15 protein-coding genes and 1 pseudogene are annotated in these 15,977 nt (G+C 70.3%); 10 read left to right on the top strand and 6 right to left on the bottom strand.

Annotated elements, in window-relative coordinates; translation table 11 throughout:
- Positions 1-142 precede the first annotated feature (142 nt).
- Positions 143-1,654, top strand: coding sequence for a WS/DGAT/MGAT family O-acyltransferase (locus QM772_RS13820; RefSeq protein ID WP_415137399.1), 1,512 nt, complete (start codon positions 143-145; stop codon positions 1,652-1,654).
- Positions 1,655-1,785: 131 nt separating this feature from the next.
- Here the strand turns inward: QM772_RS13820 and QM772_RS13825 are convergent, their stop codons facing one another.
- Both QM772_RS13825 and QM772_RS13830 read right to left on the bottom strand, forming a co-directional pair.
- The gene (locus QM772_RS13825; RefSeq protein ID WP_415137401.1) at positions 1,786-3,210 is read right to left on the bottom strand and encodes an amidase family protein; all 1,425 of its coding nucleotides are present in this window, start codon (positions 3,208-3,210) and stop codon (positions 1,786-1,788) included.
- A gap of 29 nt (positions 3,211-3,239) precedes the next feature.
- Complete coding sequence (locus tag QM772_RS13830) at positions 3,240-4,271, bottom strand: AraC family transcriptional regulator (protein WP_415137403.1); 1,032 nt, start codon at positions 4,269-4,271, stop codon at positions 3,240-3,242.
- A gap of 133 nt (positions 4,272-4,404) precedes the next feature.
- On the opposite strand from QM772_RS13830, the gene QM772_RS13835 reads away from it, so the two are divergent.
- The 9 genes from QM772_RS13835 (at position 4,405) to QM772_RS13875 (ending at position 13,810) form a co-directional block, all read left to right on the top strand.
- Positions 4,405-6,087 carry an AMP-binding protein gene (locus QM772_RS13835; protein WP_415137405.1) on the top strand — a complete coding sequence of 561 codons (1,683 nt, stop codon included), beginning with the start codon at positions 4,405-4,407 and terminating at the stop codon, positions 6,085-6,087.
- Between the two features lie 55 nt (positions 6,088-6,142).
- On the top strand, positions 6,143-7,171 hold the full coding sequence (locus tag QM772_RS13840; protein ID WP_415137407.1) for an IS30 family transposase: 1,029 nt from the start codon (positions 6,143-6,145) through the stop codon (positions 7,169-7,171).
- A gap of 79 nt (positions 7,172-7,250) precedes the next feature.
- Positions 7,251-8,873, top strand: a complete 1,623-nt coding sequence (locus QM772_RS13845; protein WP_415137409.1) for a carboxyl transferase domain-containing protein — start codon at positions 7,251-7,253, stop codon at positions 8,871-8,873.
- 39 nt (positions 8,874-8,912) lie between these two features.
- Positions 8,913-9,233 carry a type II toxin-antitoxin system VapB family antitoxin gene (locus tag QM772_RS13850; RefSeq protein ID WP_415137411.1) on the top strand — a complete coding sequence of 107 codons (321 nt, stop codon included), beginning with the start codon at positions 8,913-8,915 and terminating at the stop codon, positions 9,231-9,233.
- Positions 9,220-9,621, top strand: coding sequence for a PIN domain nuclease (locus QM772_RS13855; RefSeq protein ID WP_415137413.1), 402 nt, complete (start codon positions 9,220-9,222; stop codon positions 9,619-9,621). Before QM772_RS13850 ends, QM772_RS13855 begins: the two co-directional genes overlap by 14 nt.
- A gap of 2 nt (positions 9,622-9,623) precedes the next feature.
- A complete protein-coding gene (locus QM772_RS13860; RefSeq protein ID WP_415137415.1) occupies positions 9,624-10,139 on the top strand; it encodes a DinB family protein in 516 nt (171 codons plus the stop codon).
- Complete coding sequence (locus QM772_RS13865; RefSeq protein WP_415137417.1) at positions 10,136-10,921, top strand: enoyl-CoA hydratase/isomerase family protein; 786 nt, start codon at positions 10,136-10,138, stop codon at positions 10,919-10,921. Before QM772_RS13860 ends, QM772_RS13865 begins: the two co-directional genes overlap by 4 nt.
- Positions 10,922-10,986: 65 nt before the next feature.
- Positions 10,987-11,700 carry a DUF4126 domain-containing protein gene (locus QM772_RS13870; RefSeq protein WP_415139594.1) on the top strand — a complete coding sequence of 238 codons (714 nt, stop codon included), beginning with the start codon at positions 10,987-10,989 and terminating at the stop codon, positions 11,698-11,700.
- A 10-nt stretch (positions 11,701-11,710) separates the two neighbouring features.
- The gene (locus tag QM772_RS13875) at positions 11,711-13,810 is read left to right on the top strand and encodes a biotin carboxylase N-terminal domain-containing protein (protein ID WP_415137419.1); all 2,100 of its coding nucleotides are present in this window, start codon (positions 11,711-11,713) and stop codon (positions 13,808-13,810) included.
- Between the two features lie 44 nt (positions 13,811-13,854).
- Here QM772_RS13875 and QM772_RS13880 read toward each other — a convergent pair whose 3' ends face one another.
- From QM772_RS13880 to QM772_RS13895, 4 genes and pseudogenes are all read right to left on the bottom strand, one after another.
- Positions 13,855-14,196, bottom strand: coding sequence for a DUF86 domain-containing protein (locus QM772_RS13880; protein ID WP_415137421.1), 342 nt, complete (start codon positions 14,194-14,196; stop codon positions 13,855-13,857).
- A complete protein-coding gene (locus QM772_RS13885) occupies positions 14,193-14,321 on the bottom strand; it encodes a hypothetical protein (RefSeq protein WP_415139671.1) in 129 nt (42 codons plus the stop codon). The genes QM772_RS13880 and QM772_RS13885 overlap by 4 nt, the downstream gene beginning before the upstream one ends.
- A 50-nt stretch (positions 14,322-14,371) precedes the next feature.
- Positions 14,372-14,524, bottom strand: a pseudogene (locus QM772_RS13890) (nucleotidyltransferase domain-containing protein); the annotation flags it as partial.
- Positions 14,505-15,977, bottom strand: a complete 1,473-nt coding sequence (locus tag QM772_RS13895; protein ID WP_415137423.1) for a serine/threonine protein kinase — start codon at positions 15,975-15,977, stop codon at positions 14,505-14,507. The pseudogene QM772_RS13890 and the gene QM772_RS13895, both read right to left, overlap by 20 nt.

Raw genomic sequence — 15,977 nt, forward strand, 5'->3', positions numbered from 1 at the left:
GCACTGTAGTGCATCGTTGCCTCGGGCCTGGCGAATCCATCTACACTTGTGGCGGCGGCTTGGTTCATGCGCGTTGGGCGGCGCAAGCCCGCCGAAGCCGCCTCGCATGCCACCGCGATCTAACATCTATCAAGGAGACACCATGGATCATCTCAGCAGCCTGGACGCCTCGTTCCTGCACCTCGAAACCCCCGAAACTCCCATGCACGTGGGCATGGCGATGCTCGTGGACCTGCCGCCGGGCCGCAAGGGCGACTACTACGAGGAATTCAAGGCGATGATCGCCGAGCGCCTGCACCTGACCTCGATCCTCACGCGCAAGCTGGCGCAGATGCCCTTCGAGCTGGCCGAGCCGGTGTGGATCGAGGACCACGACATCGACCTCGACTACCACGTGCGCAGCCTCACCCTGCGCCGCCCGGGCAGCATGGCGCAGCTGGAGTCGCTGGTCGGCCGGCTGCACTCCAGCCTGCTGGACCGCAGCCGCCCGCTGTGGGAGATGTACGTGATCGAGGGTCTGGCGGGCGGGCAGGTGGCCCTGTACTTCAAGGCCCACCACAGCGGCGTGGACGGCAAGGCGGGCACCGAGATGGCCAAGGTGCTCTACGACGTCACGCCCGAGAAGCGCAAGGTGCCGCCGCCGCGCCGCCGCCGCGAGACGCACGGCTACCAGCTGGGCGTGGCCGAGCTGCTGCAGGCGGCGGTATCCAACAACACCCGGCAGTACCGCAAGCTGGCCGAGCTGCTGCCCGCCGCGGCCAAGGCGATGGCCGCCGCCGGCCGCGTGGTGTCCAGCCAGCGCACGGCCCCGGGCGAACGCCCGCTGGCGCTGGGCGCGGCGCCCAGGACGATGTTCAACGACGCCATCACCAACCAGCGCTCGTACGCCACGCTGTCGGTGCCCTTCCCCGAGCTGAAGGCGCTGGGCAAGCGCGTGGGCGGCACCGTCAACACCATCGTGATGACCATGTGCAGCATCGCGCTCAGCCGCTTCCTGAAGGAACGCGAAGGGGTGCCCAATGAGCCGCTGATCGCCGCCGTGCCGGTGAGCCTGCGCAGCGAGGGCGATGATTCGATGAACAACCAGGTGTCGATGGTGCGGGTGGATCTGGCCACCGACATCGCCGACCTGGCCGAGCGCTTCAAGGCCATCCACGCCTCTTCCGAAGCCGCCAAGGCCGTGGTGCGCGAGCTCAAGCCGATGTTGGGCGTGGACCTGCCGGTGACCGGCTCGCCGTGGCTGATGACCAGCATGGCCACGCTGTATGGGCGCTCCACGCTGGCGCGCGAACTGCCGCCGATGGCCAACGTCACCATCTCCAACGTGCCCGGCCCGACGCAGCAGCTGTACGTCTGCGGCGCTGCCATGGTGGGGTACTTCCCGGTATCCATTCCGTACCACGGCTCCTCGCTGAACATCACGGTGCAGAGCTATGCCGGGAAGTCGCTGGAGTTCGGCATCACGTCCTGCCGCCGGGTGCTTTCGCAGGACGAGGCGCACGAGCTGATCGGCTACCTGCGCGACGCGGTGGACGAGATCGCCAAGCTGCCCAGCGTGGACGGCAGCGCCGCCCCGAGCGCGCCCGCCGCCGCTCCGGCGAAGGGGGCGCTTGCCGCTCGCAAGAGCGGCAGCCGGCGCAAGACGGCCGCCTGAGGTTGGTGCGCAGCGTGGAGCCGGCCCGTGCGAGCGGGCCGGCTCCACTCATTTATTAATAGCTGTCGGCGCTTGCTGGACGGGCGCTGGAGGCCGATTTGGCTTGAAACCCCCGGCGCCGGTGGCCGGGCTCAGGCGGCGGCGGGCTCCGCGATCGGCAGCGGCGCGCAGCGCGCCTCGATGGCCTCGCCCACGGCCAGGCACACGTCCTCGCGGAACTTGCCGGCCACGATCTGCACGCCCACCGGGACGTTGCCCGGCAGCAGCCCGGTGGTCAGCGCCAGCGCCGGCAGGCCGGTGACGGGCAGGGCGATCTGCGGCATCTGCGCGCGCCACACGCGCTGGTAGCTGGCGGCGTCCTTCAGGTCCAGCTGGTCCTCGAACGGCAGCTCGCCGCTCACGGGCAGCAGCACGGCGGCGCAGCGCTCGGCCAGGTACAGGTGCCAGGCGCGCGCCAGCGCCAGGCGCTGCACCAGCGCGTCGGAATACTCGGGCAGGCTGATGGCGCGCGCATAGTCCCGCTGCCCCGCCAGCGCGGCGATGGCGCCGGGGTCGCCCTCGCGCGCGGCGGTGGCCGCCTGGGCCTCGTAGCCGTCGCCCATCCACAGCGCGATCTGCACCGGCACGGCTTGCTGCAACGGCGGCAGTTGGTCCACCTCGTCCACCACCCAGCCGGCGTCGCGCAACTGGTCGGCGGCTTTCAGCAGCGCGGCGCAGATCTCGGGCGCGGTGTCCAGGCCGTCGGGCCGCAGGCACACGGCGGCGCGGCGCGGCAGCTCGGGGCCAGTGAGCGGCGCGGGCACCTGCCAGGGGTCGCGCGGGTCGGGCGCGGCCATGGCGTGCAGGCCCAGGCGCAGGTCGTGCACGTGGCGCGCCAGCGGGCCGGAGGCGGCCATCAGCTGCCCGCCGATGGTGCGGTCCTTCGGCGCGGTGCCGTTGAAGTTGGCGATGCGCCCGAAGCCGGGCCGCAGGCCGTGCACGCCGCAGGCGCTGGCCGGGTAGCGCACCGAGCCGGCGATGTCGGTGCCGTGCGCCAGCGCGCCCAGGCCCGCTGCCACGCCGCTGGCCGCGCCGCCCGAAGAGCCGCCCGGCGTGAGCGCGGCGTTGCGCGGGTTGCGCGTGGCGCCGTGCAGCAGGTTGCTGGTGAACCAGCGGTAGCTGAAGGCGGGCGTGTTGGTGCGCCCCAGCAGCAGCGCGCCGGCGGCGCGCAGGCCGCGCACCACGGGCGCATCGTCCCGCGCGATCCAGTCCTTTTGCAGGCGCACGCCGTTGGTGGTGGCGTGGCCGGCCTGGTCCACGTTGACCTTGGTGGTCACCGGCACGCCGGCCAGCGGGCCGGGCGCTTCGCCGCGCGCCAGGGCGGCGTCGAGGGCGGCGGCCTGCGCGAGCACTTCCTCGGGACGGCACTTGACGATGGCGTTCAGCGCCGGGTTGACGGCCTCCACCCGCGCCAGCGCGGCCCGGGCCACCTCGGTGGCGCTGACCTGCCGGCTCTGCACCAGCGCGGCGGTCTGGGCGGCGGACAGGCGCCACAGGTCGGTGGGCAAGGTGGCCATGGTTGGTCTCCGGTCCGGTTTTCGTGCTTCTACGACGGCATTGTGCTTGCGTGCCGGCACTGCTCGGGCGTCTGCCCGGTCCAGGCGCGGAAGGCGCGGTGAAAGCTCTTCTCGTGGCCGAAGCCGACCGCGCGCGCCACCTGCTTGATGGGCTGCGGCGTGCGTTGCAGCAGGTCGATGGCGCGTTCGCGCCGCACCTCGTCCTTCAGCATTTGCAGCGCGTGGCCTTCGGCCGCCAGCTGCCGGTGCAGGGTGCGCGGCGAGAGCGCCAGCGCGGCCGCCAGCGATTCGGCCGTGTGCGTCGGCTGGGCCTGCAGGAACTGGCGCACGCGCAGGGCCAGCAGCCGGTCGCGCCGGTAAGGCCACACGATGATCGGCAGCGCCCGGCGCAGCATTTGGTCCAGCGCCGCGCCGTCGCGGCGCAGCGGCAGCTGCAGGTAATGGGCATCGAACTGCAGCGCGGCCTGCGGCGCGCCGAACTCCACCGGTCCCGGGAACAGCCGGCCGTACAGCTCGGCGTGCGGCGGCGCGGCAAAGGGAAACTGCGCCGCGTGCAGGGGAATCTGCGAATCGATCATCCAGCAGCCCAGGCCGTGCAGGTTGCGCAGCAGCGACAGCAGCGCCAGTTCGCGCGTCGCCCCCAGATCGCGCTGCTCGGCGATGCCGATGCTTGCGCGGCCGCCGCCCTGGCTGAGCGCGAGGCGCACGTCGCCCACCAGCAGGCCGTGGTGACGGCACCAGCGCGACAGGGCCACGCCCAGCGTGGGCGCGCCGATGCTGGCGCGCGCCAGCATGCCGTAGCTGCCCCAGGGCAGGCGGCGGCTGAACCAGCCGGGCGCCTCGTCGTCCAGCGCCTGCATGGCGGCGGCGCACAGGCGCTCGAACTGCAGGGCGGTGACTTTTGCCGCGGGCCGGCGCAGATCAGATGGCGGGATTTGTGCCTTGTGCAGTGCGGTGGCCGGGTCGAGGCCGCGCTGCTCGTAGGCCAGCACTACCTGCCGCACCAGGGCCATCGGCGTGTGTGCGGCGGAGGGGGGCGGGTCGGCGGCGTTGCGGGGCATGGGGCAAGAAGGCGGTGGCGCATTTTGCAACCACCCTGGCGCCATGGATTCCGGCTGCGGCGCTATGCTCTTTCCCTGCGGGGATTCTGGATTCCCGCGCGCAAGACCCGCCGCATCCCAGGAGACAAGCCGGATGAGCACCGCTTCCCAAGAAAGCCACGCACGCGGCCGCACCGACGTGCCGCTGATCGAGCAGACCATCGGCGATTTCTTCGACGGCATGGCGGCCCGCCAGCCCGATGCGCTGGCCCTGGTCAGCCGCCACGAAGGCGCCCGCTTCACCTACGGGCAACTGCACGCCGAAGCCAGCCGCCTCGCCAGCGCCCTGCTGCGCGCCGGCCTGGCGCCGGGCGACCGCATCGGCATCTGGTCGCACAACAACGTGGCCTGGGTGCTGATGCAGATCGCCACCGCCAAGGCGGGGCTGGTGCTGGTCAACATCAACCCGGCCTACCGCACGGCGGAGGTGGAGTACGCGCTGAACAAGGTGGGCTGCAAGGCGCTGGTGACGATGCCGCGCTTCAAGACCAGCGAGTACCTGGGCATGCTGCGCGAGCTGGGCGCGGCGAAGCTGCCCGAGCTGAAGGCCATCTGGTGGATCGACCGGCCGCAGGACGCCGACGAAGCCGCCTTCGATATCCCGCTGGCGCGTTTCTCGGCCCTGTTGGCCTCGGGCGACGCGCAGGACGCGCGCGTGGCCCAGGTGCAGACGCTGCTGCACGCCACCGACCCGATCAACATCCAGTTCACCAGCGGCACCACGGGCTTCCCGAAGGGCGCGACGCTGACGCACCGCAACATCCTGAACAACGGCTTCTTCATCGGCGAATGCATGAATCTCACGCCGGCCGACCGGCTGTGCATCCCCGTGCCCATGTACCACTGCTTCGGCATGGTGCTGGGCAACCTGGCCTGCCTGACGCACGGCAGCGCCATCGTCTACCCCAGCGACGGCTTCGACGCCCTGCTGACGCTGGAGGCGGTGCAGGCCGAGCGCTGCACCGCCCTGCACGGCGTGCCCACCATGTTCATCGCCGAGCTGGACCACCCGCGCTTCGCCGAGTTCGACCTCTCCAGCCTGCGCACCGGCATCATGGCCGGCACCGCCTGCCCGATCGAGGTGATGAAGCGCGTGGTCGAGCGCATGCACCTGCCCGAGATCACCATCGCCTACGGCATGACCGAGACCAGCCCGGTGAGCTGCCAGAGCAGTACCGGGACGCCGCTGGAAAAGCGCGTGACCACGGTGGGCACCGTGCAGCCGCACCTGGAGATCAAGATCGTCGATCCCGACACCGGCCGGGCGGTGCCGCGCGGCGAGCGCGGCGAGTTCTGCACGCGCGGCTACTCGGTGATGCACGGCTACTGGGGCGACGAGGCCAAGACGCGCGAGGCCATCGACGCCGAAGGCTGGATGCACACCGGCGACCTGGCGACGATGGACGCCGAGGGCTACGTCAACATCGTCGGCCGCATCAAGGACATGGTGATCCGCGGCGGCGAGAACGTCTACCCGCGCGAGATCGAGGAATTCCTCTACCGCCACCCCAAGGTGCAGGACGTGCAGGTGGTGGGCCTGCCCGATGCGCGCTACGGCGAGGAGCTGTGCGCCTGGATCATCGCCAAGCCCGGCCAGGAACTGACCGAGGACGAGGTGCGCGACTTCTGCAAGGGCCAGATCGCGCACTACAAAGTGCCGAAGTACATCCGCTTCGTCGATGCTTTCCCGATGACGGTGACCGGCAAGATCCAGAAGTTCCGCATCCGTGAGCAGATGGTGCAGGAGCTCGGAATTTCAGAACAAAAAACGGCCTGAGCGCCCGGCGGCCTCAAATCTGAAGTGCAACACCCCCTTCAGAATTGAGGCATCCATGACCGAAAGAACCTACGAGCAGCTCAGTGAGATGGAGCGCTACGCGATAGCGCTGGGCCTGCAGCAAGGGCAGAGCCAGAGCGCCATAGCCAGAGCGCTGGGCCGCTCCAAGAGCACCATCAGCCGTGAGTGCAAGCGCAATGGAGGTGCTGGGGGCTACACCTCCAAATACGCTCAGCAGCGCTGTGACAGGCGCAGGCACTTCGCCCGCGCTTTGCCCAAACTGCACCGCGACGGCCCCTTGTTCCCCCTGGTGTGCGCGCATCTGCGCCAGCACTGGTCACCCCAGCAGATTGCAGGACACTTGAAGGCCCTGCACCCCGATGACAAGCGCATGAGAGCGTCACACGAGAGCATCTACACCTGCATCTATGCCCAGCCCAGGGGCGAGCTGAAGAAAGAGCTGGTGTCGTGCTTGCGCATGGCCCATGCCAAACGCTGGCCCCGCTCCAAGGGCAAGGATCGGCGCGGGGAGATCCAGGATCTGATGAGCATCCACGTACGCCCGCCCGAGGTCGAGGATCGCCAGCTTCCCGGCCACTGGGAGGGTGATCTGATCAAGGGGGCGGCCAACGCCAGCGCCATCGGCACGCTGGTGGAGCGCACCACGCGCCTGGTGCTGCTGGTCAAGCTGCCACATCCCAACCCGGCCACGGCCGCGCACGTGCTGCAGGCGTTCAGCGACAAGCTCAATGGCATTGCCAGCCCTATGCGCAAAACCCTGACCTATGACCGAGGCTCGGAGATGGCCGAGCACGCCAGGCTGAGCCAGAACACGGGCATGAGGGTGTACTTCTGCGACCCCCACAGCCCTTGGCAGAGGGGCAGCAACGAGAATACCAACGGACTGCTGCGCCAGTACTTCCCCAAGGGCACCGATCTGAGCGGCTATACGCAGGAGCAGCTTGATGCCGTCGCCGATGAGCTCAATGGCCGTCCCAGGATGACCTTGGGCTACCGCACTCCGCTTGAGGTCTATGCTCAGCACCTACAACTATTGACCCAGCGCGGGGACTCCGTGCATTGAATCAATGTTGCACTTGGACTTGAATCCGCCCCCTGCTGGCAAGCGCTGGCAGCTACCTTAAACATAGCAAATAGAAGACATGTCCGTCATCCAGAGCAAGCTCAATCCCCGCGCCGCGGAGTTCCAGGCCAACGCCGAGGCCATGCGCGCGCTGGTCGGCGACCTGGCGGCGCGGGTCGCCGAGGTTGGCCAGGGCGGCGGCGAGGCCGCGCGCAAGAAGCACGCCGACCGCGGCAAGCTGCTGCCGCGCGTGCGCGTGCAGATGCTGCTGGACCCGGGCACGCCCTTCCTCGAAGTCGCGCCGCTCGCCGCCTTGGGCATGTACAAGGACAAGAACGGCGTGGACGAGGCGCCGGGCGCGGGCATCGTGGCCGGCATCGGCCGCGTGTCGGGCGTGGACTGCATGATCGTGTGCAACGACGCCACCGTGAAGGGCGGCACCTACTACCCCGTCACAGTGAAGAAGCACCTGCGCGCGCAGGAGATCGCGCGGGAGAACCGCCTGCCCTGCATCTACCTGGTCGATTCCGGCGGCGCCAACCTGCCGAACCAGGACGAGGTGTTCCCCGACCGCGACCACTTCGGCCGCATCTTCTACAACCAGGCCAACATGAGCGCGCAGGGCATCGCGCAGATCGCCGTCGTCATGGGCTCGTGCACGGCCGGCGGCGCCTACGTGCCGGCCATGAGCGACGAGACCATCATCGTCAGGAACCAGGGCACCATCTTCCTGGGCGGCCCGCCGCTGGTGAAGGCCGCCACCGGCGAGGTGGTGACGGCCGAGGACCTGGGCGGCGGCGACGTGCACACGCGCCTCTCCGGCGTGGCCGACCACCTGGCGCAGAACGACGCGCACGCGCTGGCGCTGGCGCGCGAGGCGGTGGCGCGGCTCAACCACAAGAAGGTTTACAGCGGCGACCTGCTGGCGCCCGTGCCGCCGCGCTACGCCGCCGAGGAGCTGTACGGCGTGATCCCCACCGACACGCGCAAGCCCTTCGACGTGCGCGAGATCATCGCCCGCATCGTGGACGACAGCGCGCTGCACGAGTTCAAGGCCCGCTACGGCGCTACGCTGGTGTGCGGCTTCGCGCGCATCGAGGGCATGCCCGTGGGCATCGTCGCCAACAACGGCATCCTGTTCGGCGAATCGGCTGGTAAGGGCGCGCACTTCATCGAGCTGTGCTGCCAGCGCAAGGTGCCGCTGGTGTTCTTGCAGAACATCACCGGCTTCATGGTCGGCCGCAAATACGAAAACGAGGGCATCGCCCGCCACGGCGCCAAGATGGTGACGGCCGTGGCCACGGCCAACGTGCCCAAGTTCACCGTCATCATCGGCGGCAGCTTCGGCGCCGGCAACTACGGCATGTGCGGGCGGGCCTATTCGCCGCGCTTTCTCTGGATGTGGCCCAACGCGCGCATCGGCGTGATGGGCGGCGAGCAGGCCGCCAGCGTGCTGGCCACCGTCCGGCGCGACGGCATCGAGGGCCGGGGCGGCCAGTGGAGCGCCGAGGAGGAGGAGGCCTTCAAGGCTCCCATCCGCCAGCAGTACGAGGAGCAGGGCCACCCCTACTACGCCACCGCGCGCCTGTGGGACGACGGCGTGATCGACCCCGCCGACACGCGCCGCGTGCTGGCGCTGGGCCTGTCGGCGGCGCAGAACGCGCCGGTGCCGGAGGTGAGGTTCGGCGTGTTCCGCATGTGAGGTGTATGATGTGTATTCATCATTGATTTAATGCATATCATGCGCACCAACATCGATATCGACGACGAGCTGCTGGCCAAGGCCATGCACGCCGGCCCCTACACCACCAAGAAAGAAACGGTGGAGGCCGGCCTGCGCCTGCTGGCGCGGCAGGCGGCCTACCGCGAAATCCTCAAGTGGAAGGGCAAGCTCAAGTGGGAAGGCGACGAGTCCGTCGATTGGACGCAGCCTGCCCAGGAGGAACCCGAGGCACCGGTGCACATGGTGCAGGAGCCGCGTGCAGCGTACCGCGTGGGCAAGGCGCCGGCCGCCGGCAGCGGCGGCAAGCAGCGGAAGGCGGCGCGCGGTGCTGGTCGTTGATTCCAGCGTCTGGATAGATTTCTTCGCCAACCGGCCCACGGCCGCGTGCGACGAACTCGACCGCCTGCTGGCCGACGGCCACACACGCCTGGTGGTGCCCGACCTGGTGCTTTTCGAAATACTGCGCGGCTTCCGCGAAGAGCGCGCCCTGCGCCAGGCGCGCCTGCTGCTGCAAACCCTGCACATCGAACCTTGCGGCGGCGAGGGCATTGCGCTGGCCGCCGCCGAGCACTACCGCCACCTGCGCGCGCGCGGCATCACCGTGCGCAGCGCCATCGACGTGATGGTCGCCACGTTCTGCATCGAGCAGGACTACCTACTGCTGCACAGCGATCGCGACTACGACGGCTTCGCCGCGCATCGCGGGCTGCGCGTATGGGGGCATTGACCATGTCATCCTGGCATCAATACTTCACCACCCTGGCCCGCTACAACGGCTGGGCCACCGCGCGCCTGCTGGACGCTGTGGCGGCGCTGCCCGACGAGGCGTACCGCCGCGACGTGGGCCTGTTCTTCAAGAGCATCCACGGCACGCTCAACCACCTGCTGGTGGGCGAGGTGCACCTGTGGCAGCCGCGCTTTGCCGGCGGCAGCTCGCCGCGGATGTCGGTGGACACCGAGCTGGAGCCCGACCGCCGCCGGCTGGACGCGCGCCTGCGCGAAGGCGCGGCGCGCTGGCCGCAGGTGGTCGCGGGCATCGCGCCCGAGCGCTGGGCCGGCACGCTCGACTACACCACCGGCAAGGGCGTGCCCGCCTCGCTGCCTTTCGCGCCCACGCTGGCGCATGTCTTCAACCACAGCACGCACCACCGCGGCCAGATCACGGCGGCATTGACAGCCCTGGGCCAGCCCTGCCCCGAACTCGATCTTGTCTACATGCTGCAAGAGGAAAAAGCCAAGCGATGACCTCCACCATCCGCATCGACCTCCAGGGCCAGGTGGCCACCGTGATGCTGAACCGCCCCGAGGTGCGCAACGCCTTCAACGACGAGGTGATCGCCGAGCTGTCCGAGACCTTCGCGCGGCTGGGCGAGGAGCCGGCGGTGCGCGCCGTCGTGCTGATGGCCGAGGGCCCGGCCTTCTGCGCCGGCGCCGACCTGAACTGGATGCGCCGCATGGCCGACTACACGCGCGAGGAGAACCTGGCCGACGCGGGCAGGCTGGCCTTCATGCTGCGCGCCATCTACGAATGCCCCAAGCCCACCATCGCCCGCGTGCAGGGCGACGTCTACGCCGGCGGCATGGGCCTGGTGGCGGCGTGCGACATGGCGGTGAGCGTGGACACGGCGCACTACTGCCTGAGCGAGGTGAAGATCGGCCTCGTGCCCGCCACCATCAGCCCCTACGTCATCCGCGCCATGGGGCCGCGCGCGGCGCACCGCTACTTCTTGACGGCCGAGCGCTTCAGCGCCGCCGAAGCGCTGCGCATCGGCCTGGTGCACGCCGTGGTGCCGGCCGACCGGCTCGACGCCCAGGTGGGCGAATGGGTCGCCGCGCTCACCAGCGCCAGCCCCAACGCCGTGCGCGAATGCAAGAAGCTGGTGCAGGACGTGGCGGGCCGCGACATCACGCGCCTGCTGATCGACCGCACGGTGGAGGGCATCGCCGACATCCGCGCCAGCGACGAGGGCAAGGAAGGCGTGCAGGCCTTCCTGGGCAAGCGCAAGCCTAACTGGCTGTCGTCATGAAATATCAAGCCAAATCGGCCCCCAGAGCCCGCCAGACAAGCGCCGAAAGCTATTGAATCATGAGCATGCAGGACTTCATCACGCAGATCGTCCAGTGGCTGCACGGCATGGGCATCCACCCCAGCCCCGACGCGGCCGCGGCCGTGGGCGACGCGGCGGGCCAGGCCGCCGCCCGCATGGACATGCCCAGCCTGCTGGCGCTGGCCGCCGCGCTGGGCTGGGCCAGCGGCTTCCGCCTGTACGCCGTGGTGTTCCTGACCGGCGCCATGGGCTACGCCGGCTGGTTGCCGCTGCCCGAAGGGCTGAAGCTGCTGGCGCACCCCGCCGTGCTGGCCGCCAGCGGCTTCATGCTGCTGGTGGAGTTCTTCGCCGACAAGATCCCCTGGGTGGACAGCCTGTGGGACTCGGTCAACGGCTTCATCCGCGTGCCCGCCGGCGCGCTGCTGGCGGCCGGCGTGTTCGGCGCCGACAGCGCGGCGATGGGGCTGGCGGCGGGCCTGCTGGGCGGCTCGCTGGCGGCCACGGCCTTCGCCACCAAGGCCACCACGCGCGCGGCCATCAACACTTCGCCCGAGCCGTTCAGCAACTGGCTGGCCTCGTTCTTCGAGGACGGCCTGGCCGTGGGCGTGGTCTGGCTGGCCACGCAGCATCCGCTGGCCTTCGGCATCGCGCTGGCGGTGATGCTGGTGGTGTCGGTGCTGCTGCTGGTGGTGCTCTACAAGTTTCTGAAAGTGGTGCTGGGCAAGCTCAAGGGCCTGGCCGCCACACCTGGCTCGTGAGGAGACGCGCATGTTCACCAAGATCCTGATCGCCAACCGCGGCGAGATCGCCTGCCGCGTGGCGGCCACCGCGCGCCGCCTGGGGCTGAAGACCGTGGCGGTGTATTCCGATGCCGACGCCCACGCCAAGCACGTGATGGCCTGCGACGAGGCGGTGCACGTGGGCGGCAGCGCGCCCAAGGAGAGCTACCTGCAATGGCAGCGCATCATCGATGCGGCCCAGGCCACCGGCGCGCAGGCCATCCATCCCGGCTACGGTTTCCTGAGCGAGAACGAGGACTTCGCCCAGGCCTGCGCCGACGCCGGCCTGGTGTTCATCGGCCCTCCCGCCAGCGCCATCAAGGACATGGGCCTGAAGGCCGAGTCCAAGCGCCTGATGGAAGCCGCCGGCGTGCCGCTGGTGCCCGGCTACCACGGCGCCGACCAGGACCCGGCGCTGCTGCGGCGCGAGGCCGACCGCATCGGCTACCCCGTGCTCATCAAGGCCAGCGCGGGCGGCGGCGGCAAGGGCATGCGCGCGGTGGAGAAGGCCGAGGACTTCGCCGCCGCGCTGGAGAGCTGCCAGCGCGAGGCCATCAACAGCTTCGGCGACGACGCGGTGCTGATCGAGAAATACGTGCAGCGCCCGCGCCACATCGAGATCCAGGTGTTCGGCGACACGCACGGCAACTGCGTGTACCTGTTCGAGCGCGACTGCTCGGTGCAGCGCCGCCACCAGAAGGTGCTGGAGGAGGCGCCCGCGCCCGGCATGACCGAGTCGCTGCGCCAGCAGATGGGCGAGACGGCGGTGGCGGCGGCGCGCGCGGTGGGGTACGTCGGCGCCGGCACGGTGGAGTTCATCGTCGAGCAGCCGGGCGGCTACGGATTGGAAGGAGCGGATGAAGGTTTCGCCGCCGGGCCGCCCCCAGGCGAAACAGCCCCCTCGGGGGGCAGCGGACCACGCGCAGCGGGGAGCGTGGGGGCCAGGTTCTACTTCATGGAGATGAACACGCGGCTGCAAGTGGAGCACCCCGTCACCGAGGCCATCACCGGCCTGGACCTGGTGGAGTGGCAGCTGCGCGTGGCCAGCGGCGAGCTGCTGCCGCTGGCGCAGGACGAGCTGGACCTGAACGGCCACGCCATCGAGGCGCGCATCTGCGCCGAGAGCCCCGACAACGACTTCCTGCCCGCCACCGGCCAGCTCGCCGTCTACCGCAAGCCGCCGGCCGCCAGCTTCGAGATCGGCGAGGTGCGCGTGGACGACGGCGTGCGCGAGGGCGACGCCATCAGCCCGTTCTACGACTCGATGATCGCCAAGCTCATCGTCTGGGGCAGCACGCGCGAAGAGGCGCTGGGCCGGCTGGACGCGGCGCTGGCCGAGGTGCGCATCGTCGGCGTACAGACCAACGTGCAGTTCCTGCGCCGCGTGCTGGCCACGCCCTCGTTCAGCCAGGCGCGGCTGGACACGGCGCTGATCCAGCGCGAGTCGGCCCGCCTGTTCAACCAGGACCCGATCGGGCGCGACATGGCCGTGGCCTGCGCCGTGGCGCAGACCGTGCTGGCCGAGCGCGACGCCGAGGGGCACGACCCCTTCAGCCGCACCGACGGCTTCCGCTTGCACGGCGTGGCCTCGCGCCGCATCGACCTGGCGTACGCCGGCCAGCCGGTGGTCGCCAAGCTGCGCTACCTGCACGACGGCCTGCAACTGAAGGTGGACGAGGGCGAGGCCGCGCCGCTGTCCGTCGCCCGCCAGCCCGACGGCCGCATCGACGTGCGCTACGCCGGCCGGCGCCAGGTGGTGCAGGTGTTCCGGCGCGGCGAGGCGCTGCACGTCTTCGGCGGTGCCGGCGCCGCCGCCATCACCGAGCTGGACGTGCTCTCGCACAGCGGCGAGGGCGCCGGCGAGGCCGGCGGCCTGACGGCGCCGATGCCAGGCAAGGTGGTGTCCATCGCCGTCAAGGCGGGCGACAAGGTGAACAAGGGCCAGGCGGTGGCGGTGATGGAGGCCATGAAGATGGAGCACACCATCGCCGCGCCGCGCGACGGCGTGGTCGGCGAGGTGCTGTACGCGCCCGGCGACCAGGTGGCCGAAGGCGCCGAGCTGCTGCGCCTGGGTGCTACCGATAAGTGAGCCTCCAGCGCCCGGCGGACGGGCGCTGGAGGCTGATTTGATGCTTAACCAGTAGCCAGTGCGCGTTGCAGCGCGGCTTCCAGTGCGGGCAATTCGTCCGTGATGGTCTTGAACAGGATGTCGTGCGCCACCTGTTCGTAGCCATGCGCCAGGATGTTGCGCAGGCCGGTGATCTTGCGCCAGGGAATGTCCGGCATCTGCCCGGCGCGCCGGGCGTCGATGCGACAGGCGGCTTCACCCAGGTTGATGAACAGCTTTTCCGTGGCCAGACACAGGATGCGCTGCCGCGCGAATTCCTCTATGGTGGTGGTCGCGGCGAGCGACCGCAGCTTTCGCGCGAACCCCGGCATGTCCGTCAGGTGCGCGGGCGTGCGGCCCACGGTCATTGGAAGAGGGGGCGCAGGCGCAGGTGGGGCTCGGTGGCGCGGCGCCGGAAGGGGTTGTCGAGCACGGAGGGCAAGGCCAGGTCGATCCGGCGGCCATCGAGGGCGGCGGACAGCTCGTCCTGCATGTCCACCAGCGCGAAGCCGCTGGGGCCTGGCCCGGAATGAATTCCACCAGCAGATCCACATCGCTGTCGGGCCGCTCCTGCCCCACGGCCGAGGAGCCGAACATCTGCAGCCGGCGCACGTGGTAGCGGCGGCAGATGTCCGCGACGCGGGATTGCAGGTCGGGTGCGATCACCATGGCCGGATTATGGCGGCGCGGCTCCATGCTCGCCCGCCAGCGCCGCGAACGGCATGCCCTGCTTGACCAGGATCACCGTGCACGGCGCGCGCATGGCCACCTTGATGGGCACCGTGGCGACGAAGCGCTGCAATTGCAGCCCGTGCGTGGCCGCGCCCATGACGATCATGCTCACGTTGTTGGCCTCGGCGTAGCGCAGGATCGCCTCGGCCGGGTCGCTGTCTTCCAGCACGTGGTAGGAGGTCTGGTGGCGCTCCAGCGGCAGGCCCTGGGCCCAGGTCTTGAGCATGGCGAGCATGCGGCGGTGCAGGGCGGTCTCGCTGCGGCCGGCGTCGGTGCTGCTGGCGGCGCCGGGCGCGACCACCGTGACCACCGCCAGCCGCGCGCCGGGCCGGATGCCGAGCGAGCGCGCCACCGCCTCGCGCAGCGAGTACAACGTGGCGTCGGTCACGTCGTGGTGCGGCACCGCCACCAGCAGGATCGGCACCTCGGCGATCAGCCTGGTGGGCAACGGGCTGGGCCGGTACTCGGCGCCGGCCGCGCGCAGCCAGCGCTTGAAGTGGGTGCGAAAACCGGTGCCTTTCAGGCGCCGGCCGCGCTCGGTCACCTGCACCTGTTCGGGCTGCGCCAGGTCGAAGGCCAGGTGCGCGGCCGAGGGGTAGCGGTCGGCGGCGGCCGGCTCCAGGCAGCGCAGGATCACCTCTTGCAGCCACTCGGGCAAATCGGGCCGCAGCGCGCGCGGCGGCTTGGGGTTCATCCACAGGCGCTGGCGCAGGCCGCCCTGCGTGGTGGGCGCGCCGAAGGGCAGCTCGCCGGTGGCCAGCTCGTACAGCAGCACGCCGATGGCGAACACGTCGCTGCGCGGGTCGCCGCGCACGCCCACCACCTGCTCGGGCGACATGTAGGCGGGCGAGCCGACGGCGGCGCGCATCTCCTCGGCCAGCAGGTCGGGGTAGTGGGCGTGGAAGGACAGGCCGAAGTCCAGCAGCACGGCCAGCAAAGGCGCATCCGGCTGGTCGGCCGGCGCGTCGCGGATGATGACGTTGGCCGGCTTCAGGTCCAGGTGCACGGCGTCCTGCTGGTGCAGGGCGTGGGCGGCGTGGGCCACGGTGGCGCCGAGCCGGGCCAGCGTCTCGGGCGCCAGCGGCCGGCCCTGCGTGGCCTGCGCCAGCCAGTGGTCGAGCGTGCGGCCGGGCACGTACTCCATCACCAGGTAGGGCAGCACCGACAGGTCGCCCGCCGCCACCAGGCGCGGCACGTGCGGGCCGCTGACGGCCTGCATCATCTGGTGCTCGACCTCGAAGCCGACGATGTTCTCGGCGCCGTCGCCGGCGGTCATGCGCGGCACTTTCATCACCATCGGGAAGGGCGCTTGGCGGCCGTCGGCGTAGCGCACTTCGTGGATCAGCGCCATGCCGCCCTTGTGCAGCAGCTCGCCCAGCACGAAGCCGTCCACCACGGCGCCGGGGGTCAGGTCCAT

Origin of the sequence: Ottowia sp., from assembly GCF_047601385.1 — a bacterium.
Taxonomy (GTDB): Bacteria; Pseudomonadota; Gammaproteobacteria; order Burkholderiales; family Burkholderiaceae_C; genus Ottowia.